This window comes from Parabacteroides sp. CH2-D42-20 (genome assembly GCF_003670185.1).
Lineage (GTDB): Bacteria > Bacteroidota > Bacteroidia > Bacteroidales > Tannerellaceae > Parabacteroides > Parabacteroides distasonis.
Map to the genome: position 1 here is coordinate 37,378 of NZ_RAYG01000022.1, position 22,261 is coordinate 59,638.

18 protein-coding genes are annotated in these 22,261 nt (G+C 43.3%); 5 read left to right on the forward strand and 13 right to left on the reverse strand.

Annotated elements, in window-relative coordinates; translation table 11 throughout:
* Positions 1–126 precede the first annotated feature (126 nt).
* A complete protein-coding gene (locus D7V92_RS22475) occupies positions 127–318 on the forward strand; it encodes a hypothetical protein (protein ID WP_034532384.1) in 192 nt (63 codons plus the stop codon).
* Positions 319–389: 71 nt separating this feature from the next.
* On the opposite strand, the gene D7V92_RS13640 is transcribed toward D7V92_RS22475, so the two are convergent.
* Together D7V92_RS13640 and D7V92_RS13645 are read right to left on the reverse strand one after the other, a co-directional pair.
* Entirely contained in the window at positions 390–1,601 is a 1,212-nt protein-coding gene (locus D7V92_RS13640; RefSeq protein ID WP_121773085.1) for an FAD-binding oxidoreductase, read from the reverse strand.
* A gap of 17 nt (positions 1,602–1,618) precedes the next feature.
* Positions 1,619–1,930 carry a hypothetical protein gene (locus D7V92_RS13645; RefSeq protein ID WP_121773086.1) on the reverse strand — a complete coding sequence of 104 codons (312 nt, stop codon included), beginning with the start codon at positions 1,928–1,930 and terminating at the stop codon, positions 1,619–1,621.
* Between the two features lie 344 nt (positions 1,931–2,274).
* Here D7V92_RS13645 and D7V92_RS13650 point away from each other — a divergent pair, with 344 nt between their 5' ends.
* Entirely contained in the window at positions 2,275–3,246 is a 972-nt protein-coding gene (locus tag D7V92_RS13650) for a YihY/virulence factor BrkB family protein (RefSeq protein WP_050758739.1), read from the forward strand.
* 2 nt (positions 3,247–3,248) lie between these two features.
* Here D7V92_RS13650 and D7V92_RS13655 read toward each other — a convergent pair whose 3' ends face one another.
* The 5 genes from D7V92_RS13655 to D7V92_RS13675 form a co-directional block, all read right to left on the reverse strand.
* Entirely contained in the window at positions 3,249–4,274 is a 1,026-nt protein-coding gene (locus D7V92_RS13655) for a glycosyltransferase family 2 protein (protein WP_121773087.1), read from the reverse strand.
* Positions 4,271–5,161 (reverse strand): lysophospholipid acyltransferase family protein, encoded by an 891-nt coding sequence (locus D7V92_RS13660; protein ID WP_087345767.1) that lies wholly within the window; start codon positions 5,159–5,161, stop codon positions 4,271–4,273. The genes D7V92_RS13655 and D7V92_RS13660 overlap by 4 nt, the downstream gene beginning before the upstream one ends.
* Before the next feature lies 1 nt (position 5,162).
* Entirely contained in the window at positions 5,163–6,497 is a 1,335-nt protein-coding gene (gene mtaB, locus D7V92_RS13665) for a tRNA (N(6)-L-threonylcarbamoyladenosine(37)-C(2))-methylthiotransferase MtaB (protein WP_121773088.1), read from the reverse strand.
* Between the two features lie 331 nt (positions 6,498–6,828).
* The gene (locus tag D7V92_RS13670; RefSeq protein ID WP_008774469.1) at positions 6,829–7,890 is read right to left on the reverse strand and encodes a 6-bladed beta-propeller; all 1,062 of its coding nucleotides are present in this window, start codon (positions 7,888–7,890) and stop codon (positions 6,829–6,831) included.
* A gap of 50 nt (positions 7,891–7,940) precedes the next feature.
* On the reverse strand, positions 7,941–9,656 hold the full coding sequence (locus D7V92_RS13675; protein ID WP_121773089.1) for a family 20 glycosylhydrolase: 1,716 nt from the start codon (positions 9,654–9,656) through the stop codon (positions 7,941–7,943).
* A gap of 82 nt (positions 9,657–9,738) precedes the next feature.
* Here D7V92_RS13675 and D7V92_RS13680 point away from each other — a divergent pair, with 82 nt between their 5' ends.
* From D7V92_RS13680 to D7V92_RS13690, 3 genes are all read left to right on the forward strand, one after another.
* Entirely contained in the window at positions 9,739–11,403 is a 1,665-nt protein-coding gene (locus D7V92_RS13680) for an AMP-binding protein (RefSeq protein WP_036611738.1), read from the forward strand.
* A 165-nt stretch (positions 11,404–11,568) separates the two neighbouring features.
* Positions 11,569–11,784: a hypothetical protein gene (locus D7V92_RS13685; protein ID WP_005855187.1), complete on the forward strand. Its 216-nt coding sequence runs from the start codon at positions 11,569–11,571 to the stop codon at positions 11,782–11,784.
* Between the two features lie 81 nt (positions 11,785–11,865).
* Entirely contained in the window at positions 11,866–13,971 is a 2,106-nt protein-coding gene (locus D7V92_RS13690; RefSeq protein ID WP_036611743.1) for an outer membrane beta-barrel family protein, read from the forward strand.
* Here the strand turns inward: D7V92_RS13690 and D7V92_RS13695 are convergent.
* The 6 genes from D7V92_RS13695 to D7V92_RS13725 all read right to left on the reverse strand — a co-directional run bounded on the left by D7V92_RS13695 (position 13,966) and on the right by D7V92_RS13725 (position 22,195).
* A complete protein-coding gene (locus tag D7V92_RS13695; protein WP_005865574.1) occupies positions 13,966–15,276 on the reverse strand; it encodes an NAD(P)/FAD-dependent oxidoreductase in 1,311 nt (436 codons plus the stop codon). The genes D7V92_RS13690 and D7V92_RS13695 overlap by 6 nt on opposite strands.
* Before the next feature lie 444 nt (positions 15,277–15,720).
* Positions 15,721–16,566 (reverse strand): AraC family transcriptional regulator, encoded by an 846-nt coding sequence (locus D7V92_RS13705; RefSeq protein WP_121773090.1) that lies wholly within the window; start codon positions 16,564–16,566, stop codon positions 15,721–15,723.
* Between the two features lie 351 nt (positions 16,567–16,917).
* Positions 16,918–18,339 carry a sialate O-acetylesterase gene (locus D7V92_RS13710; protein WP_008774464.1) on the reverse strand — a complete coding sequence of 474 codons (1,422 nt, stop codon included), beginning with the start codon at positions 18,337–18,339 and terminating at the stop codon, positions 16,918–16,920.
* An 81-nt stretch (positions 18,340–18,420) separates the two neighbouring features.
* Positions 18,421–19,620 (reverse strand): AGE family epimerase/isomerase, encoded by a 1,200-nt coding sequence (locus D7V92_RS13715; protein WP_121773091.1) that lies wholly within the window; start codon positions 19,618–19,620, stop codon positions 18,421–18,423.
* Complete coding sequence (locus tag D7V92_RS13720) at positions 19,613–21,004, reverse strand: MFS transporter (protein ID WP_121773092.1); 1,392 nt, start codon at positions 21,002–21,004, stop codon at positions 19,613–19,615. The genes D7V92_RS13715 and D7V92_RS13720 overlap by 8 nt, the downstream gene beginning before the upstream one ends.
* 18 nt (positions 21,005–21,022) lie before the next feature.
* On the reverse strand, positions 21,023–22,195 hold the full coding sequence (locus tag D7V92_RS13725; RefSeq protein ID WP_121773093.1) for a glycosidase: 1,173 nt from the start codon (positions 22,193–22,195) through the stop codon (positions 21,023–21,025).
* Between the last annotated feature and the right edge of the window lie 66 nt (positions 22,196–22,261).

The window sequence follows — 22,261 nt, forward strand, 5'->3', positions numbered from 1 at the left end:
GTATGATGATATCGAATACAATTCCTCGTCATATTAAAATATGTGATGGCACCTGTGGCTATATGCGTAAATATGAATTTGAGTTGTATAAACTAGAGGACTGTGTTAAGAAAATGCAGAGTTGATATGGAGGTAGTTGCGATATGGTTTATCGGGTTGGTTCTAGCTTTAAAAGCTGCTCTTAAAATTTGGAACCTTCATGCTCCAATGCGAAGAAGGCTTATAGCCGTTATTTTGATAGTCATTACTAGTTGGATAGGATTGTTCTTTTATGATTTTTATGGTAGAACCAAATTTCCGGTATGGTTAAATCAATAATAAAGGAGCTTGAATTCTTCCTAATATTATTTCAGGAGGAACAGGAATCGTCCTTATTCCTCCTGAACTTTTTAAACTATTCGTTGGAAACCAAATATGTCACTACGTTCGTCTTCTATACCTTGTAGGGTATTACGTATGATTTGTGCGCCAATCATACTGAACGTGATTCCGTTTCCTCCGTATCCCAGATCAAAAAATATGTGTTGCATCCCGGGCCATGTCCCGATGAACGGAAGTCCGTCTTTCGTAGTACTAAAAGTTCCACACCAAGCCATTTCTGTTTCGAAAGGTACTGTAGGCAATAAATTATGGATTTTCTTCTCAAGTATCTCTGTTTTTTTCCGAAGAAGTTCATCTCTAGCTTCCGGATCGCAGAATTCTTCGTCTTCTCCTCCTATGATAATACGATTATTACAGGTTCTCACATATATGTAAGGCTCTCCTGTTTCCCAAATAAGACAACGTTTTGTCCACAGATCTTTATGGTCCACAGGGTGTGAGATAAGTGCATAAGTGGAGGTCAGTTTCATTACTTTTTTAGGCAGGAACTGTCCGGCTTCAAATCCGGCGGCGATAATCACATATTTACATTGGATAACCAAGCCTTCCCTTGTTTCTAATCGGCAACCCTGGGATGTTTCTTCACAGGAGATTATCTCTGTATGGGTAAATATTCGTAAATCATCTTTTTGCAGGTGAAACCGAAAGAGCTTTGTCGCCGCTTTGTAAGCATCAATTTGTGCGGATTGATGATTAAGTAACGCTCCAGCATAGGTTTCTAGCTTGTACCGTTTATGTAGCTCTTCCTTGTTTAATAGTTCTGTGGGAAGTCCATGCCGTTTACGTATTTCATATTCATGTTCGATAAGTTTTACTCCTTTCTCATCACTCGCATAAAAGATACTAGGCATCCATTCAAAATCGGCGCCGATTCCAGTCTCTTTCAAAACATTTTCAATGTCTGAAATAGATTGCAAACAGGAGCGATAAGCGATTACTGCGTTTTGTTCGCCTATTTGTTTAGCCATTCGGCAAAGCGGAACGTCTATCTCGTATTGTAAAAGTGCCGTACTGGCAGCCGAGCTGCCCGTGGCGATACTCCGCTTATCCACCACACAGCATTTCAATCCTGTCCGGCATAATTCATGTGCTACGAGGGCGCCTGTAATGCCGGAACCAATAATTATTATATCCGTATCCAGATTCTCTTTCAAAGGATTATAATAATCGAATAGGGGATTTTTGATAATCCAGTAGGGTAATCCTGAATGTAAGTCCATTGTTATACATTTTAATTTTATATTCTTTTTACTTTATGTTTTACCTTCTCTACTTTTCTTTGACTTTCTTTTCTTGTATCGTCACAGGCATCGTGTAATTTATCAGCCTCATCCTCCACTTTTTCTATGGCGTTGTCTAAAGCTTTATTAATGTCAACCTTATCCTGTTTTTTATTGCCGCATGATAAGGAGATAAGACCTAACATACAGATTGGAATCATTAAAAATGTAAGTTTTGATTTCCCCTTTGTTTTACGTGACAAGAGATACAAAACGATTCCGACTACTGTTATCACACCTTGTAATAATTTATTATTTTCCAGTTTCATAGCTTCTAATTTTATGAATGATAAATTTTAAATTTCTCACTATACCACCTTCAAGATTATGTGGTAGCTTCTTGACTTTTTTGCTTTTTGTTTCCATACCGTTTTAATTTTAATAAGTGAATTGCCCGTAAAGGACGAATGTTTTTATATCTTAGGATTTTAACGATTAAAAAACAGAGTAAGAACCTTTTTTTGTTGCTCTCGTTAAGAAAATAGAATATTATTTTAAGGATTTATTATATCGATTTTTAAAAATGTAAAAAAAATAAAAATGAGATATCCTTTAGGGGGTATATAGTTGTTTGTTCTTTAAACGCTTATATATGGATAATAATCGGGATCATATGGAAAATCTAAAAAGACACCTGTCTGTTGACAAATTAGATGGCTCTGGAAGTAAGAAGAAACTGACCATGTCTCTGCTTTTTAAAATATTAAAGGATATGGTTCAAGGATTTATTGACGATAGTGTACCAAGACTGAGCGCATCATTAGCTTATGCCACATTATTTTCAATCATACCTCTTCTTTCTCTTTTGATTACGATTGGTGTGTTTCTGAAGATGGATATGGCTGGACAATTATATGCTCAGTTGGAACCTATATTGGGAATAAGCGTAGTGAATGCATTAAACTCTGTCATAGAGAATGCTGCAAATAGTAATTCATCCACATTTGCGACAATTGTTAGTTTGGCGGTTTCAGTTTTTGGTGCGACTGCTATTTTTGCGGAAATACAAAGCTCGCTCAATACAATATGGGGAATTAAAGCAATCCCGAAGAAAAGTTGGTTGAAATATTTAAAAAATAGATTACTTTCATTCTCTATAATTCTTGTGTTTGCTTTTATACTTTTGGTGACATTTATGATTTCCAATGTCATTGAAAATTTAAGTGTCCGGTTTATGACTAATTATCCTGATGTCGCTGAATCGCTAGTAAAAGTGACGGGAATCTTTTTGAATATAATTGTTACTACAACTATCTTTGCACTCATATTTAAAATATTGCCAGATGCAAAAATAAAAATTAAGGATATTTTCACGGGGGCTATTGTAACAACTATTTTATTACTGGTAGGGCAATGGGGAATATCTCTTTACATTAATATAGCGAATGTCGGAACCGTTTATGGAACGGCGGCATTTCTTGCGGTATTAATTACTTGGATTTATTATTCAGCCATTATCATTTACACGGGGGCTGAATTTACCAAGGCATGGGCTAATGATATGGGAGGCAAAATCTTTCCGGATGAATATGCTGTGGCTACTAAGATTGTGGAAATACACAAGGATGGGCCGATAAATGAGTGACATTATCTTTTATTTATTAATTGGTCAAATGTTTTTTCTCCTTTTAGGTAAAACGCTAGGATAAGGCTTCCCCGCAAAAGTTCTGGGATGGAGGGAAGAACGGTTTTCTCCAAGTTTATTTTACGCTTAGACGCATATTCCGGTTTGAGTTGGTGATAGGCTTTCCTTGCCTCATAAACGGCTTTGGCGTTTGCGAAATGTCCTTCCATCAGGAACTTTGCGGCGGCGATATAGTCCAGCCAAAAGCGGACACACATCACATGCTTTAGATCTTCTTCCCGGGAATTCTTGTAAAGCATCAATAAGCTGTTTCGGAAATTCAAGAAAGTCTTGCGGGGACTTTCCGCGTTCAAGGTGGCTCCACCAACGTGGTAAACGATGGATTGCGGGACGCATACCAACCGATATCCCCGGGAACGTAAACGCCAACACATATCGACCTCTTCTTGATGTGCGAAGAATCCGGCATCCAATCCCCCGACTTCCTTATACGTAGCCGTACGAACGAATAAGCAGGCTCCTGTCGCCCATAAGATATCGGCGGGAGTGTCGTATTGCCCCTCGTCCTTTTCCACGATATGCAAGATTCTCCCCCGACAAAATGGATAGCCGTATTTATCAATGTATCCTCCGGCCGCACCCGCATACTCGAAGTATTCTTTATTTCGTTGAGCCCGTATTTTGGGTTGGACACAAGCGATTGACGGATCAGAGTCGAGAGTGGCAATCGGGGCATCTAACCAATTGGGAGTAACTTCTACGTCGCTGTTTAATAAAACGCAATATTCATGGTCGAGCCTTTTGAGCGCTTGATTATATCCTTCGGCAAATCCGTAGTTCCGGTCGAGGCAGATAATGCTGACCGTGGGGAATTTTGCTTTCAACATCTCGATCGAGTCATCGGTAGAACCGTTATCTGCTACGATAACCTCCGCCCATTCCGGAGAGTTGGATACGACGGAAGGAAGGAATTCCTCCATTAGCTTTCTTCCGTTCCAGTTTAAGATGACAATCGCTACTTTTTTCATCCTTGTTGCTCATGTTTATGTTTCCAACGTTTATGGGTCCATAGCCAGTAGGCCGGATCACGCAAGATCATTTTCTCTAAAAGTCGTGCGTATCGCTCGGTGATGTAATTCTCCGGAGTCTCTTTTGGATTCTCCGTAATCAGCTTCATGTCTACGGTGTAATATCCTCTTTTTACCTTTTGGGTATCGAGGAAGATTACAGGCAGGTTCAGTTTGCGTGCGATACGCTCCGGACCAGTTAATATGGCCGTATCTTGATGAAGGAACTCGGTCCAATAATGCAGGTTCGCCTTGCTGGGTGTCTGGTCTGCCAAGAAGATGACGACAGAGCGGGTCTTGTCTTGTTTTAACTTGATGATATCCCGTATCGTATCGTTTTTCTTGATGCCGAAAGAACCGAATTGCGTCCTGAGGTTGGCGAATAGCTTATCAAAAGCCTTGTTGTTTAACGGGCGGTATATCTGATAGATACGTGAGTCCTCGAAACGGGTGGTCGAGCCGGAGAACCATTCCCAATTGCCATAATGCCCCATCGTGAGGATGAAGCAAGTATGGCCTTTCGCCATAAGTTGGTCAACCAATTCCGGGTTCCTCAGATAGGCTCGCTGTTGTATCTCATCCAGAGAGATATGGGCTAGTTTAATCGTTTCTACGATATAATCGGCGAAATGATGATAGAACCGACGTTCTAATTGGCGTAATTCTGCCTTGGATTTATCCGGGAAAGAGGCGGTTATATTACGGCGCACTACTTTTACCCGGTATCCGGCTATCTTATAGATAAGGACATATAGGATGTCTGATAACACGTATAAAGCTCGCATGGGAAGTAAGGCGTGTACTTTTACCCAGCTATAAAGAAAGGCATATTGTATTTTATCCCACATCTTAGTTGACGGTTGATGATTGATTGTTGACTATTAATGCGGTGCGATCCTCATTCCAGCCGCCTAGTACGACTTTGCGGGTCTCATTGACCAAAGCGGCATCATAAGGGATTTCTACCTTTATATAGTTCTCGGTGAAACCGTGCATCTTGCCGTCTTTCTTGGTGTGTTCGAATAAGACATTCGCTTCTTGTCCGATATGGGCCTCATAAAAGGCATGAAGTTTCTGGTCTGAGATATCCAAGAGTTGTTGACTGCGTGCGTGTTTGGTCTTTGGGTCTACTACATAATCGATCTTCAGCGCTTGGGTACCCGGGCGTTCCGAATAACTGAACACGTGCAGTTGGCTTATATCCAAGCTATCGATGAATTGGCGGGCCTCCTCGAAGTACTCGTCTGTCTCGCCACGGGTTCCAACGATTACGTCTACGCCAATGAAAGCATGCGGCATTACTTCCTTGATCTTTTCGATCTTATGACGGAAAAGAGCGGTGTCGTAACGGCGGCGCATTAATTGCAAGACAGCATCGCTACCGCTTTGCAAAGGAATATGGAAATGAGGAGCGAAACGTTTGCTATGGGCCACGAAGTCTATGGCCTCGTCGGTAATCAGATTCGGCTCGATGGAAGAGATACGATAGCGTACGATTCCATCTACCTCATCCAAAGCCCGGATTAAGTCGATAAAGGTCTCGTCGGTACTTTTGCCGAAGTCCCCGATATTTACGCCTGTCAATACGATCTCCTTACCTCCTTTACGAGCGACTTCCTGCGCCTGTTCCACCATGCTGGCGATCGTCCCGTTCCGGCTTCTTCCACGGGCGAAAGGAATGGTACAATAGGAGCAATAATAATCGCATCCATCTTGTACTTTCAAGAAATGACGTGTACGGTCATCGGCCGAGCAAGAAGGGGAGAAGGAGCGTATGTCTTTGCTCTGTGAGGCGATAACCGCTCCTCCGTTTTCTTTCTTCTCCAGATTCTCCAGATATTGAAGGATCTCTAATTTCTGTTCGGCGCCAAGAACCAAGTCCACGCCTTCTATATGGGAGACTTCCTCCGGCTTCAACTGTGCGTAGCAACCGGTCACCACGATAAAAGCGCCGGGGTGTTGCTTGCTGATCCGACGGATCGCTTGCCGGCACTTCTTATCGGCCAGTTCCGTTACGGAGCAAGTATTCACCACGCATATATCCGCTTTTTCCCCGGGACGCACCTTGCGTACCCCTTGTTCGGCTAATAGCTTTCCAATGGTAGAGGTCTCCGCGAAATTTAGTTTGCAACCCAGCGTATAATAAGCGGCCTTTTTATTGTTAAATACGGTCTGATCTATCATTTTCGATTTAGTTAGACTGCAAAGGTACTAATTAAGCCCGGATTAGTAAAGAGTTCGGATTGAGATGGACTTAAAAACTCTTTACTATTGCATAAATAGTTTTCCGGGAGCCTATCTATTCTTCTTTGCTATTGGATATATTCTACAAACCACGTCGTGGTCTGTGCGATTCACGTCGTGGTCTGTATAAACCATGACGTGGTCTGTAAAAACCATGCCGTGGACTAAGGAATAGATACAGTCAAGCAACATTATTTATGAAGACTTGTTATCGAATAGTCCTTGCTGCGGCCTTGTTTTGTTTATTGTGCCGATAGAGGAAATACGGCAACTAGGGCTCCACTAAGATTAATACCGGATTGTTATCATTCTCGGGTTGCTCCCAGTCGATTAAATAGCTATTATCATCTGCGAGAAACCTTGGAACAAAACGAGCGTTTTCGGACAGGGAATAATAGCCTTTAGGATAAGTGATCTCCAGAGCCTGGGATACACCGGTCTTCTTGTCAAAACAGAAAAAAAGGTTTACTATATAGTTGCTATATAGGTAGATTCGTTCTTCGCATTCTCCAAGGGCGATCATGGGCTTTTTACCTTCCATCGGATTTTTTCGAATATCACCGGGTGCTACACCATATCGTTCTGTTTCCGTGGGCTGTAGCTTTCCGATCTGTACGGCGGCGTAAGGCTTGATTTCTCTCTTCGGAGTGATCCTGTAGATCGTGTCGTTGTACAATTCCATAAAGCCATTCAGCCTGTTTCCTTGTGTTGGGAAAAACTCATGCCAAAACATCATTTGAAAGACCGCCTTAGGATATAAGCGCAGGTTCGGGATGCTGTCTGTCACCGTCTCTCCTTGGATGTGATAGAATCGTGAGGGAGTGTTACCAAACAGGTTGGGGATGAAGGCGAATATCTCGTCTTTATCGGGAAGAGGATATATACCTCGTATATTTTCGGGATATCGTAGATTTCGCATGAACTTACCTTCCCTGTCATATACTTTGATACGGTTCGGGGTTTCTTGCACATAGATATCGTTACCATGCAGGCAGAGGTCGAAAAGGTCGGCATATTCCTCCGGCCCGTTTCCCTTCTTTCCGATGTCGTGCAAATATCGTCCTTGGATATCGAATACGGAAATCCTGCCCGAGTGTACGATTAAGAATTTATTGTCATGTAGATAGACCTTCTGGATATATTTAATGAAGACGGAATCTGTGGTCTCTAAAGGGACATAGCGCACCTTTTTGCTCCATTTGTCTATGTTTATCGGCTCAACGGTCGATTCCACAAGATCCGTTAGGTCAATATTAAAAATCGCCCTCTCATTTTCTTGAGATCTATCGCAAGCCGTTAGTAGGATCGCTAAAAGTATAAAATATTTAACCATTGTCGAAGTATTTTGCTAGGGGTACAAAGATGATTCGAATTTATGCTTTATTATTTCCAATCCACTAAGGATGATTTAAAATAGTTCCAATCGGCCTTTTCCCATAAGGGGGCTTGCGCGCCAAGTCTTACTCTATATTCGTCCCAATGTGTGTTCTCTACTTTGGACCAACCTTTTTCGGCGACACCAGCCAAACGGGGCATTAACAGGAATTGCAGATCTCTGAAATTGGTGATCGTCTCGCACCAGATGGCGGCTTCTATACCCGCTACATCTTTTTGAGGATTCTCTACAGTTGGGTTGAAGGTCATCGGGTCCCAGTCGTACATTTCTTGGATCGTTTGTTTCTCATAGGCGGCCATGCCCAGACGTTCTTGCTCCGCATTTTGGGTGGAGTCCGCACTTGGTTCCAGATATTTATGGTCCAGATAAACGTAACCGCTCGGCGAGAGAATCACTTTCGCTTTTTTGGATATACCAAGTCCCGGATCTTTTGGTGCCTCTTTCATGAATTCGGCGAATAAGGCCATGATCTCTTTATATTCGGCAGGTATATTATCTTTTTTCTTAGAAGAGTCCTCGCTTTTTTGCTTCAGATAAATCCAGTGCTGGATGACATCGCCTTCCGAGATATCCGCACGGGCGGTTTCTTGCCAGCCGACCATTTTCTTTCCATTCTTCAGTACGATTTCCCGTGTCTTATTTATAAAACGGACGAACTTATCATGGGGTAAGCCGATCGCCTCGTCGCCTCCGATATGAATGTAGTTTCCGGGTGCTAAAGCGGCTAGCTCTGCGATAACATCCTCCGTAAATTGCATCGCTTTCGGATCGTCTACGTCGAGGGCATTGAAGGCCTGCCCCGGGATGTTAACCTTGGTCTTGAATTTAACCGCGTTCTTGAAATCCGGATAGGCGGCGAATACGGCAGCTGTATGCCCCGGGATATCCACTTCCGGGATGATCGTGATGAAGCGTTCGTTTGCGTAATTCACGAGATCCTTGAATTCCTCTTGTGTATAATAGCCACCTTTTCTGCCGTTGTTGGGAAGTTGACCTCCTATTTCCGCTAGCTCGGGATATTTCTTGATCTCGATACGCCAGCCTTGGTTATCGGAAAGATGCATATGCAGTACGTTCATCTTATATAAGGCGACCATATCGATCACTTGTTTCACTTCCTCGGGATCGAAGAAGCAACGAGATACATCGAAAGAGAGTCCGCGCCAAGCGAAACGAGGTGCGTCCTTCACTTCCAGTAGCGGTAGATAAATCTTCTCGCCTCCGGGTTGTAGGTTACTACCCACGATTTGTTTCAAGGTAGTGATACCTCGATAGATACCTTCTAGGGTAGTGGCCTTGATGTAGATGTTTCTCTTTTGGATGGAGAGGGAGTAAGACTCATCTACGGGGACACTATCTTTCGGACTCAATCCATAAGCTTTTGGCAGGTCGGCGAACTCTTTCGGATCTGTCAACTCGAGGAAGATGATGCAATTCGATTCTTTGTCTGAGGCAGAAGCCAGCTTGATGCCGGACAACTTTTCTATCTCGTTGGATAGCAACTCGCCCATACCCTTTAAGGATTCGTCCGCATAACCGATCTCGATGCCGGGATGGATCGTGAATGTACCTTCGCCTACTGTCATTTGGGCCGGAGCGGGGATAATGCTTACGCTTCTTTCTCCAACATCTGGGGATGAACAGGCGATAAATGTAATAAAACTACAGAGGGTCAATGCCCATGCGAGAGTGATTCTTTTCATTCTTATTTTAAATTTATAGGTTATATCATGGCAAAAGTAAGGATTTGTTTTTACTTTTACGCGAATTTCACAAAAGTGTGCTATGATCAAAGAGAATTTCATTAAGATTTACGAGGAGAGTTTCAAGGAAAACTGGGCCTTGCCGGCATTAACGGATTACGGGAAAAGTAAAACCTTTACTTTCGGTGATGTAGCAACGGAGATCGCACGTATTCATCTTTTATTCCATGAGTGCCAAGTCCGTCGTGGAGACAAGATCGCGTTGATCGGTAAAGACAGCTCCCGTTGGTGCATCGCTTATATGGCGGTTGTTACTTATGGGGCGATTATCGTGCCTATTCTTCAGGACTTTAATCCGAATGATGTACATCATATTATTAACCACTCGGAATCTGTCTTTTTGTTTGTTAGCGACCGGATTTGGGATTCTTTGGAGGAAGATAAGATCGAAGAGGTTCGCGGTGTATTCTCTCTTTCTGATTATCGTTGCTTGCATCAACGGGATGGGGAGAATATCCAGAAGTTGATGAAATCGCTGGATGAGAAGATGACCGAGAAATATCCGGATGGCTTCACCCAAGAGGATATCAAATACGCTGAGCTGGATAATGACAAGGTGGTAGAGATCAACTATACATCGGGTACGACCGGATTTAGCAAAGGGGTTATGTTGACGGGGAATAATTTAGCCGGAAACGTGACGTATGCCCGGACACTGGATCTATTGTTCCGGGGTGAACGTGAGTTATGTTTCCTGCCTCTGGCCCATGCCTATAGTTGCGCTTTCAATTTATTGGTACCCATGGCATTCGGTGTGCATGTCTATTTATTAGGTAAGGTGCCGTCTCCTAAGATCTTATTAAAGGCATTCGAAGAGGTGAAGCCGAACTTGATCTTGATGGTTCCCCTGATCTTGGAGAAGATCTATAAGAAGATGATCCTTCCTCAGTTGAATAAGCGAACCTTGAAGTTGGCTTTGAATATCCCACTGTTGGATTCACGTATCTATGCCCAGATCCGCAAACATTTGGTGGATGCCTTGGGAGGACGTTTCCGTGAAGTGATCGTGGGGGGCGCCGCCATGAATCAAGAAGTAACGGATTTCTTGTATAAGATCAAATTCCCGTTCACGATCGGTTATGGTATGACGGAATGTGGCCCGTTGATCAGTTATGACCATAATAATGAGTATGTGCCCGGTTCTTGCGGACAGATCTTGAAAGGGATCATGAAAGTCCGTATCGATTCGGAAGACCCTTATAATAAGGTAGGCGAGATTCAAGTATCGGGCGAGAACGTAATGAAAGGCTATTATAAGAATGATGAGGCAACCCAAAATGTCTTCACGGAAGATGGCTGGCTAAGGACGGGTGATTTGGGTACGATCGATCATGACAACCGTATTTTTATACGTGGACGTAGCAAGACGATGATCTTGGGTCCCAGCGGACAAAATATTTATCCGGAAGAGATTGAATCCAAATTGAACAATTTGCCATTCGTGATGGAGAGTTTGGTCGTGGAGAAAAACGGGAAATTGATCGGGATGGTGTATCCGGATTACGATACGGTGGATAGTACGGGTATCTCGCATACGGATCTTCCAGTTATCATGGAACAAAATAGGATAGAGTTGAACAAGCTCCTGGCTCCTTACGAAACGATCTCGGAGATACAATTGTATCCGACAGAATTCGAGAAAACACCGAAGAAAAGCATTAAGCGTTACCTGTACAGTAATTATTGATAAATAAATAGAAAGCAAACGCAGCTAATATTCAGCATATTGTAAAAGCGGTAGAAAATAATTCAAAAAAAAACGTCTTATGTTGTACAACATATATGATTAATACATACATTTGCATCGTTTTACAACAACAAGATATTATAGACCGTTTAAATTAAGAACAAAATGAAAAAGTTAGTTGCATTTGCTGCTGTTATCGCAGCTGTATCATTCGCATCTTGTGGCAACAAATCTGCTGAATCTACCGAATCTGTTGCTGAAACAGAAGAGGCTACTGTAGTTGAGGAAGCTCCTGTAGTAGAAGAGGATGCTGCTGCTACTGATTCTGTAGCTGTCGAGGTTACTGACTCTGTTGCCGTAGAAGCTGCTCCTGCTGAATAATAATCAGTAAACGAGTTTTGAGGACAGTCTGTATGCGTTGAACATACAGACTTTTTTTGTTTATAAACCATAGATAATGATATGAGACAAATTTTACTTCTTCCATTGGCCGCTCTATTGGCTATGCCGGTATTCTCGCAGACTCCTGCCGATACGACGCTTACGATCCGGAATATAGAGATTCAGGGTACCCGTTTCGCCGGGTTGAGCGAGAGGGGCGGGATGAAAATCTTGCGGGTAGATAATAACTTGAGTAGCGTTACCAATACGGCGGCAGATGCTTTTCGCCAATTGCCTTCTGTCATAACCGATATGGAAGGAGCCGTTACATACAGGGGCTCCGGTAATGTCGGGATGCTTGTCGATGGAGTTCCTTACGGTTTGCTGGAAGAATATAGCGGTGACGTGCTGATCCAACTTCCCGCCCTGTTCTTTAACCAGATCTCATTAGGTGCGTTTCCTCCGATTAATGCGGTGCCGGATGGTGACGCGGGCATACTCAATCTGGTGCCTCGTATGTATGGAACGGGAGATTCCCCTCTATATGTTACGCTTGGGGCGGGATGGAATGAGCGATATAACGCGGGAGCGGTATTGAATTTGCATCCCGGAAAATTCCATATCAACGCGAAATACAATTATAGGAGGGAATACCGGGAACGATCTTTCAGCAAATCGACTGCGACCGCTAAAAACCGGACGGAGATGAATAATAATGCCACGGCTCGTCCGGACGTACATGTGGCGGATATGAAAGTAGACTATGATCTTTCCGCGAAAGACCGGATCACCGTGCATGGCCTGTATCATTTGATGGATTATAGCCGGTATGGACGCATTAACAACCGGGTATTCAACCCGAAAGGGGAGCAAATGAAGTACGTGATCCGTAACCGGTATAACGACCAGCGCCAGGAAGCTTATGCCGCCGAAGCGTATTGGAACCATGAGATTTCGGAGAATCAAGGTTTTTATACCGTATTCAACTATAATAATTTCTCGTATGATGAGGATAATGATTTCAAGAATGAGAATCCTCAAAACGGGAATATCGTCTCGGAGGATAACCAATTTATCGACCATACGAAACATAATTATTTCTGGGGATTTGGATATGGGCAGGAGATCGATGGTTGGGATTTCAAGCTTGGTTATATAGGTCGTGCGCGAAACGAGGATTATCTGACGGCTGCTTTTGATAAGGTGGACGGTAGTTTTGAGTTAAGTCCGGCGAAATCGTATAATTACGATTTCAACCGTTATCTGAATTTGATCTATGCGGACGTGGTTAAGAATTGGGGCGCTTTTAACGCGGAGATAGGGATACAGGCGGAATTTAGTCATTTTAAGATGGATGAGTTTAGCCCTTCTTGGATCAACGACCCTTATTGGCAGGGGATAAAAGGCAAAGAGAACAAGAGTTCTCGTTTTCATTTGTATCCTCGTGCCCGTTTTACTTATGAGGTGAATAAGAGCAATCGTTTAAGCTTGAGTTATCAGCAACGGGCGATTCGTCCGAATGGCAGCTATTTGTGCTCTTTCTTGAATAACAGTGATCCTACCCATATCATACAGGGGAATCCGGACTTGAAGGATGAGTTTATACATAACGTAGAGCTAGGATATCAGTTTTCGGCTCCCCGTTTTCGTTTGACTCCGGCTATTTATTATCGGAATCGTACGAATCGTATCATGGAGATCGCTGGCCAAGTAAATGATGAGACGGTTTGGAAGAAAGAGAATATCGGACATAGCCAAGCAGTCGGAGCCGACTTGTCCGGTAGCTGGAATCCGGTACGTATCTTGACGGTCGGTTTCTCCGGGGATATCTATCGGGACGAGATCGATGGGCGTACGGTAGGCTATGGCGAGAAGAAATCCTTGGTTTGCTGGGATGTGAAGGGGAATGTGAACGTAAGTATTACGCCGACTACGGATTTTCAGGTAGACGGCTTCTACGTTTCCGACCAGCTTACGCCTCAAGGTAAGATCAAAGGCCGTTATAGCGTAAATGCCGGTCTCTCTCAATATTTCCTCAATCGTAAATTATGCGCGAACTTAAGTATCAACAATATATTCGATAGTTTAGAAGAAACAACGATTATTGATGCCCCGAACTTAGAAATGACGCAAAAGCGCAATCGTGATGCCTGGGTAGCTTGGCTTACGTTGACTTATCGTTTATAAAGTAGGTTCCGTGCCCTGTGTTCCATCTTGTTTGTGCTTTTGGATGAACAAGATGAAACGCATGGAACGGTCGTACGTGAAATAATTCCAGATCCAGTCGATCAGTACAATTAGCTTATTCTTGATTCCTAAGATGGAACGTAAATGTACGAGCATCCAAACCAACCATGCCGTAAATCCATGTAATTTCACCTTATTTAAATCGGCAACCGCTTTATTCCTGCCGACAGTAGCTAAAGTTCCCAAATTCTTATAATGGAAAGGTCTCGGTTTTTTTAGAGCCTCGATCCGTTGTAGATTTTCGGCTAATAACTCACCTTGCTGAATCGCTACCTGAGCGACTTGCGGATGTCCGTTCGGGTAATCCGGTTCTGCCATCCAGCAGACATCTCCTATGGCGAATATATTGGATAAGCCTTTTACTTGGTTACATTCATTGACGATAATCCGTTCCCCCCGGGTCAAGAGTTCTCCTTCGATATGATCGAAATGCACCGCTTTCACACCACTTACCCAAAGTAAGGTTCTAGTGGGTATGGTTTGTCCGTCATCTAAGAAAACGTTCCCATCCTTATAGTCCACGACACGCTTCTGAAGAATGATGTTAACGCCCATATCCTCAAGGAAGCGTTTAGCGTTGGAGGAGGCTTCCGGAGACATGGCCCCTAGTAATTTAGGGGACCCTTCTATCAGATAGATATTCATATGAAAGTTTCCTAGATCCGGATAGTCTTTCGGCAAAACAAACCGTTTCATCTCGGATAAAGCGCCGGATACTTCTACACCTGTAGCCCCTCCACCTACAACAACTATATTTAGCAAAGCTTGCTTCTCGTCCGGGTCCGTACAAGTAGTCGCTTTCTCTAAATTAATTAATAAGGTGTCTCGTAAAGCTAACGCCTCTTCTACCGTTTTCATGGGTAGAGACTGTTCCTCGATCGTTTTGTTTCCAAAGAAGTTGGTGATAGTTCCAGCGGCGATTACAAGATAATCATATTCCAATTCGCCGATGGAGGTTTGAATGGTATGCCCTTTCGGATTGACGCCATATACCTCTGCCAACCGGAAGTAAAAGTTCTTTCTCTTCTGGAATATCTTTCGATATGGAAAGGATATTTCATTATATTCTAAGCCGGAGGACGCTACTTGATAAAGCAGGGGAGGAAACTGGTGATAGTTGTTCTTGTCGATTAAGACTACTTGAAACTTGCTCTTTTTCAATTTCTCAGCTAGTTTTAACCCTCCAAATCCGCCCCCGATAATTACGACCCGCTTTTTGTCTGTGTAAGGAATGTTGAAGCCCATGATCTAAACGCTTTTCCTATATAAACATAGAAAGAAGCGAATTGGTTCTTCCTTTAATTATTAATGTATGTAAGCGGGTTGAGGCTTTATTTACAGGAAGGTTTATCGTGTTTCGGGGAAATACGTTTCTTTACCTTCCGCTTCAATCGCAAAAACTGCAATATGGAAAGTATACGCATCAAGATTATGAATAAGATAACCCCTAGCAAAATATAGCAAATTATCGGCGATGTCATTTTACCCTCTTCTTTACAAATTTTATCCCAGTCTTTAATTTGGAATAGTAAAACATAAAAAAATATGGTGGTCATTATACACTATCTTTTATTAGATCATCCATACGGATAGGTGTCTAAAATCAATGAGGCAAAGATAAATGAGCATAACTTATTAGGAGTTATACAACTTGACAATTTAAATGTATATTCTGATAGGGGGTGTTTTCTACAACGATTTAAGTTTTTTCCTTAGCTCCGTGGGACTATATCCAAAGCGTGCCTTGCAAAATTTGTAGAAATGCGAATGCGAGGAGAAATCGAATTCATCTATTATGTTCTTAAAATCATCCTCGCTGTTAGCTATGGCGACCAATAGTCGTTTGGATTTCTCTTGCATCAGCCATTCGTAGGCTGGAATACCGAAAGCTTTTTTAAACTTCATTCGAAAGGAATTTACTCCGTAACCTATCATTTGAGCTAGATCTGTTACTGTTTTAGCTTTTATATAATTCTCGGCGATGAGTCTCTCAAACTCTGCTGAATGCGTACTTGATAAATAGAAAAAGTAGTCTAATTCCTCTTTTCTATAAAGCTTTTTCAATAAGTAGAATAATTCCGTTCTCTTTAATTCATACAAAGGGTAGTTCAGGAAATTATTTTCAAGATATTGTCCGACAAGTTCTAGAAAACCGTATAAAGGTTCCACTATTTTCAGCTCTATCCACTTAGAGATAGGTTGAGGTAATATTCCGTACGGATGTTGGTAATACGGTAACTTATTCATCGTTAAACTGTCAAAAAAGAAAATGATGATTTTTGAACCTAGGGTGATATCATATGTATAATTTTCAAATGATCTTAGAAAGATCATATACTGTTCACCGATTGTTTTCTTTTCTTCTTTAGTGGAATATATAGTTATGGATCCGCTTAAGATAAAAATAATCATATCGCTGGATAAACCAGATAAGGTTTGTGTTATTTCCTCTGACATCAATATGATACTAAAGCCAGCGTGTAAGATTCGGTTTTCAGATGTTTCCGGAGAAATTCTGTTAATAAGCTTGTTCATGAAATTATTGTTATTTAGTTTGTTATACAAATATTTCCCCCTTCAGTAAATCTAGATGCAAAAAAAGCGCAATGTATTAGTATGGTCTGTATACAAACTATCATTTTTTGTATACATTATGATATGAATGAAAAATAAATAGGAATCAGAGGAGGTCTCTGATTCCTTGTAAAATAAGATCTCCCATTTTTTTATGAGAAGAATTAAGTTTACTAATACTTTAGGAGGGTAATTTCTATTATCACAATAGAATGAAATAAAAACTAAATACGTCTTACAAATGAAAATAAGACATTACGTATGAACAAGCTTGAATATTATAACGTATTGTGTTTTATTTTCTAAGTCGTTTTATTTATCCGTGCGGAATGGAAGCACCGGTAATCCTTGTACGTTTTGCAAGTTGCCAATTTGGAAATTCCGGAAACCATAACGAGCGGCTATTGGGGCTTTTACGCCCGGAGCTGAGATAATAACGGTTTTCTTGTTAGCGTCTATAGTTGCGTTTGCCTTGTGGAAACGCATGTCTTTTCCGGCTATCTCGAAGCCTATGATCCCGTTATCTCGATTGAAGCCATCTTCCGCATTCTTGAAAAAAAGAATGATTTTATCTTTATCTATTTCCATATGATCGTATTGGGGGCCCTCACAAGCGATGGTTGTATAACCATAGGTTTTGTTTAGAGCCATATAACAAAGACGCTCACCGATCTTTTGTTTCTCTTTGGGGTGTATTTGCCGTTTCTCGTAATCCTGTACCAGATCGTTTGTGGAAACAATACCGCTATTGGGGATCAACCGGGTGGCTTTGTATTGCTCTTCACGAAGGTATGCGGCTTGGTCTCCTTCTCCATATTCGTAAGGGGCGATTTCTACCAGATAGAAAGGTAATTCTCCTTGTCCCCATAATCCTCTCCAATGTTCTACCATTGTCGCTAGGCGTTTAGCGTAGTCCGGGTGTCCGACATTTGACTCTCCTTGATACCATAGGAAACCTCTGACCGTATATTTGCTGGCTGGTTTCAGCATTCCGTTATACATGATCATGGGTTGTAGCATCGGATGGATTTTCTCATCGTTACCCGCTAAGGATAGATCGATATCGCTATAATTTAGCAGGATGTCTTTGGGCAACCAACCTTCCACTGTGGAGCCGCCCCAGCTACAATTGATGATACCTACCGGCACGTTCAACACCTCGGTCAACAGGGTCGCGAAGAAATAGGCGGTAGCTCCGAACTCCGGGGCGTTTCGCGGATCACATACTTTCCATTCGCCACCTACCGGATAATCTTTCGGTTCCAAGGCTCCGACCCGTTGGATCGTAGCGTAACGGATCGAGTTCTTATATTTCCCGGATGTAGCGATAGCGTGGTTACCTCCCTCGATAGGGCAGTGCCAGAAACCTCTTAATGGCATTTCCATATTGGATTGGCCGGAACCGAACCATACCTCGCCGATCAGAAGATCATGCAAGACAATCTTGTCTTGTCCATTCTCTAATGTTAACTGTTGCTTTTCGAAACTGGCCGAGGGCGTCTGAACCCAGATTTCCCATCTGCCTTGATCGTTTACTTGGGCCGTGTATTCCGTATTGTCCCAAGAACTACGGACTTTCAGGCTTGAATTTGGGGTTGCATTTCCCCAGAGCCGTACTTTAGTGGCTTGTTGGAGTACCATGTTGTCGCCTACCAAAGCTGGCAGCTTGATCTCGGCCCGGAGGTTCACCAAACCGAGAAGGAGGCCGATCGCCATCCAATAGAATTTGTTCATATCGCTTGTTTTTTTGATGTCGGAAACTTCCGACGGTTGTTAATCTGATAAAAAAGAGCCGGCAGGCGGTCTTTCGGACGGCTATTCGCCGGCAAGTCGTTCGATAATCTCCATACACATCCGTCCGTTGTGATAGGGACATTTCCAGAAACCGGCCTTGTCATCCTCGCGATTGATCTCGTGATCGAGCGATACGCTCCAATGCCATTCCCCTTGTTCCTTGTCGATCAAATAACGCTGAATGAATTTCCAGCATGTATAGGCTGTGCCTAAGGCAGGCTCATCTCCGAAATGTTGATACAAGTTGAAATGACCCACTACATTCTCGGCTTGCACCCACCAATGCAGGTCCGTGTCGGCTTTCTTCTCATCCGGGTGATACTCGTAAATGAGGCTACCGTTCGCTAATAACCCGTCTTCGGCCGCTATCGCTATCTTTTGAACCAAAGGCTCTACTTTCTGAAGGATCTCGTTGTTTCCCAATTCGATAGCGGCCTCATGCAGTAACCAAGATGCCTCTATATCATGACCGTAGGAGATGATACGGTATTTGCTTTCCCAATCCTCGTTGAAAAAGAGGTTTAAATGATAGGTACGGTGATCCAAAATCTTGTCGGTGAAAATCAGGATCAAATTTCGGAGTTGTTTTTTGAGGTGCTCGTCTTTCCATACCCGGTACAAGTTGGTATAAGGTTCGAGGATATGCAGGTGGGTATTCATTGTTTTTTTCTCATTCTCATCCTTGTCGCTGAGTCGCATATCCTCTATCAGTTTCCAGTCTTTCGTAAAGGCTTCCATATAACCGTTCTTTTCCGGGTCGAAACTATATTGTTCGATCGCCTTGAAGAGACGGATCGCATAATCCAACGCTTCTTTATCTCCGGTAGCCCGGTTGTACTCGCTTAATCCGTAGATAGCGAATCCTAAGGCGTAGATTTGCTTTTTGGTTTGCACCGGTTGACCGGTATAGTCTAATTCCCAGTAAATACCCTCGAATTCTTGGTCGTAGAATTTATCGATAAAGTAGCGTTTTGCACGGGTCGCCGTTTCCAGATATTCCGGCTTTCGTAATAAACGGTATGCGGCGGAGAATGTCCATAGGATACGGGCGTTCAAGATGGCGCCTTTAGGGGCATGTACGACTCGTTGGCCGTTTCCCGTGATTTGCCCATGGAAACCACCATACTCATTATCAATCATTCGGTTCATCCAAAAAGGGAGGATATTGTTCTCTAGCTCCCATTGAACCTCGTTTTGTAAATCTTCGGTGATTTTATTCATTTGTTTCTTTTCTTTTGGTTTCTAATGTTGCGGTGATTTCCTTCATCTTTGTCTCGCTAAGCGGATAGAAAGCGATAAATACAACGGACAGGATCGTACCTACGGCCGGTAAGAAACTGAGGAACATCTTGATTCCGCTAATCGTTTCCTCGCTTTGTACGGTATTGGCCTGAAATCCGAAGAAAGCGAGCAGCCAGCCTGTGATAGCCGTGCCGATCGCCCATCCGAATTTCTGGCTCATGGACGAAGAACTGAAGATCAATCCTGTGGCACGGTTCCCGGTTTTTAGTTCCGAGTAATCCGTGCAATCAGCGTACATGGACCAAAGTAAGGGGAAAATACTACCGGCGCAAATACTGATGAACACTTGGAACGTGAATATCAGGGCTATATCCGTCTTGTCGAGCCAGAAAAAGAGGATGCTTAAGACCGAGGCGATCAGCATGGAGCCCATATAGGTTCTTTTCTTTCCGATCCGGTTGCTTAATGGGGCGGCCAAGATTACTCCGATAATGTTTGCCGCCTGTCCTACCGCCAGATATAATCCGCTTAAGACGAAGGAGACTCCGAAAAGAGATACATTGGCATAGGCTTCCTCAATGATAAAGTATTTGAAATAATATACGGTAGCCACGTCGCGGATGGAATTGAAAACCAGAGCGGAGACACCTGCTCCCAATAGTATCCACCAAGGCTTGTTGCGCAATAGGTCTCTCAAGTCATCTTTTAACGAGCCTTGTTGCTCTTTAATCGGTTTTACCCGTTCTTTTGTCCATGCGAAACATCCATAAAAGAGAATGGCGCACAGGATAGCGATAACTACGACCGCTAGGGTCCATCCATGTTGTTGATCCGCCAATTCATCGCTATTTCCACTAAAGAAACGCACCATCGGCATGAATAGCAACAGAGCTATAAAGCTACCGATATAAGCGAATACCATGCGATACGTAGAAAGGGTATTGCGGTCTTGTGGCAATGGGCTCATTACTCCAAGCAAGGATGCGTAAGGCACGTTTATAGCGGAGTACACCATCATCATCAAGGAATAGGTGATATAGGCATAGATCAAATTACCTGTTTGTCCAAAAGAAGGAGTCGTGAAAGTGAACACTCCGATAACGGCGAATGGGATCGCCAGCCAAAGTAAATAAGGGCGAAACTTTCCCCAGCGTGTTTGCGTACGATCCGCCACGACACCGACAATCGGGTCAAAGACCGAGTCCCATATACGAGTTATCAAGAACATCGTACCTACGGCTGCTGCCGGTAATCCGAATACGTCCGTATAGAAAATCATCAAGTAAGCGCCAAACAGTTTCCAGAACATGGACGATGCCATGTCCCCGAAACCGTAGCCTATCTTCTCTGTTAGTTTAATCATATGAGTGGTTTTTGTAGGTTATTTCAGGAGTGGAAGATTTCGATCGATCAGCTTTTTCAGCGTCTCGACAGATGCGGTCGTAGTCAGCCCGTCGGCCGGAGTGTTCATGCAGTAATCTACCAATTTATCGATTGTGGATACAGCCACGTGCATACGGGTATCAGAGGATGCGTAGTAAATATATACGGTTCCATCCTCATCCGCGATCCATCCGTTAGAGAATAAAACGTTGGATACATCGCCGATCCGTTCCTCATTTTCCGGAGCCATGAAATAGCCGGCGGGTGTGGCGATAGGTCTCGTGGGATCTTCCAATGCGGTCATATACATATAAAGCACGTAACGTAATCCGGCGGCGCATCCCCGTACGCCATGGGCGAGATGTAACCAGCCTCTCGGTGTTTTGATCGGGTGGGGGCCTTCGCCATTTTTCACTTCCTTGATCGTATGGTAGTGACGTTGGTCGATGATGGTTTCTTCCTTGACTTCGGCGTGCGTGATATCATCAATCAAGGCCCATCCGATACCACCGCCACTTCCCGCATCGATAAATCCGTCTTGGGGGCGGGTGTAAAGGGCATATTTACCATTTACGAATTCCGGGTGTAATACGACGTTACGTTGTTGGCTCTTGGTCTTTAAATCCGGGAGACGTTCCCAGTTTTTCAAGTCTTTTGTCCGGGCGATAGCTGCCGTGGCGGTTGCCGAGGATAGATCTCCGGGAGCTGCGTTCGGGTCATGGCGCTCGGCGCAAAAGATTCCGTAAACCCAGCCGTCTTCATGAGCGGTTAGGCGCATGTCGTAAATATTCGTGGCCGGGACAAGATCGTCCGGCATGGTTACCGGGTAATCCCAAAAACGGAAATTGTCTACTCCGTTCGGGCTTTCGGCTACGGCGAAGAAGGATTTACGGTCGCTTCCTTCTACACGTACCATTAATATATATTTACCATTCCATTTGATCGCGCCGGAGTTCATGGTTGCGTTCATGCCGATGCGTTCCATCAAGTAGGGGTTTGTCTTTTCATTTAAGTCATATCTCCAGAAGATCGGGGTATGCGCGGCTGTCAGTACAGGGTGTTGATAACGGGTGAAGATTCCGTTTCCGTCTTCTAAAGGGATATTTTTCCGGCTTAACAAGGTTTCGTGTTTAGCGAAGAGTTCGTTTACTTTTTCTTGAAATTGTTCCATGATGTTTTTGCTTTAAATGATATTATCAGATGGTGGGAGACGGGGCACGCCCCGTCTCTACAACTG

Excerpts from the sequence above, each read along its gene's own strand:
- D7V92_RS13670 (WP_008774469.1), bottom strand. The coding sequence starts at position 7,890 with ATGGTTAAATATTTTATACTTTTAGCGATCCTACTAACGGCTTGCGAT.
- D7V92_RS13675 (WP_121773089.1), bottom strand. The coding sequence starts at position 9,656 with ATGAAAAGAATCACTCTCGCATGGGCATTGACCCTCTGTAGTTTTATT.
- D7V92_RS13710 (WP_008774464.1), bottom strand. The coding sequence starts at position 18,339 with ATGAACAAATTCTATTGGATGGCGATCGGCCTCCTTCTCGGTTTGGTG.
- D7V92_RS13655 (WP_121773087.1), bottom strand. The coding sequence starts at position 4,274 with ATGAAAAAAGTAGCGATTGTCATCTTAAACTGGAACGGAAGAAAGCTA.
- mtaB (WP_121773088.1), bottom strand. The coding sequence starts at position 6,497 with ATGATAGATCAGACCGTATTTAACAATAAAAAGGCCGCTTATTATACG.
- D7V92_RS22475 (WP_034532384.1), top strand. The coding sequence starts at position 127 with ATGGAGGTAGTTGCGATATGGTTTATCGGGTTGGTTCTAGCTTTAAAA.
- D7V92_RS13725 (WP_121773093.1), bottom strand. The coding sequence starts at position 22,195 with ATGGAACAATTTCAAGAAAAAGTAAACGAACTCTTCGCTAAACACGAA.
- D7V92_RS13720 (WP_121773092.1), bottom strand. The coding sequence starts at position 21,004 with ATGATTAAACTAACAGAGAAGATAGGCTACGGTTTCGGGGACATGGCA.
- D7V92_RS13715 (WP_121773091.1), bottom strand. The coding sequence starts at position 19,620 with ATGAATAAAATCACCGAAGATTTACAAAACGAGGTTCAATGGGAGCTA.
- D7V92_RS13650 (WP_050758739.1), top strand. The coding sequence starts at position 2,275 with ATGGAAAATCTAAAAAGACACCTGTCTGTTGACAAATTAGATGGCTCT.
- D7V92_RS13690 (WP_036611743.1), top strand. The coding sequence starts at position 11,866 with ATGAGACAAATTTTACTTCTTCCATTGGCCGCTCTATTGGCTATGCCG.
- D7V92_RS13680 (WP_036611738.1), top strand. The coding sequence starts at position 9,739 with ATGATCAAAGAGAATTTCATTAAGATTTACGAGGAGAGTTTCAAGGAA.
- D7V92_RS13645 (WP_121773086.1), bottom strand. The coding sequence starts at position 1,930 with ATGAAACTGGAAAATAATAAATTATTACAAGGTGTGATAACAGTAGTC.
- D7V92_RS13640 (WP_121773085.1), bottom strand. The coding sequence starts at position 1,601 with ATGGACTTACATTCAGGATTACCCTACTGGATTATCAAAAATCCCCTA.
- D7V92_RS13685 (WP_005855187.1), top strand. The coding sequence starts at position 11,569 with ATGAAAAAGTTAGTTGCATTTGCTGCTGTTATCGCAGCTGTATCATTC.
- D7V92_RS13695 (WP_005865574.1), bottom strand. The coding sequence starts at position 15,276 with ATGGGCTTCAACATTCCTTACACAGACAAAAAGCGGGTCGTAATTATC.
- D7V92_RS13705 (WP_121773090.1), bottom strand. The coding sequence starts at position 16,566 with ATGAACAAGCTTATTAACAGAATTTCTCCGGAAACATCTGAAAACCGA.
- D7V92_RS13660 (WP_087345767.1), bottom strand. The coding sequence starts at position 5,161 with ATGTGGGATAAAATACAATATGCCTTTCTTTATAGCTGGGTAAAAGTA.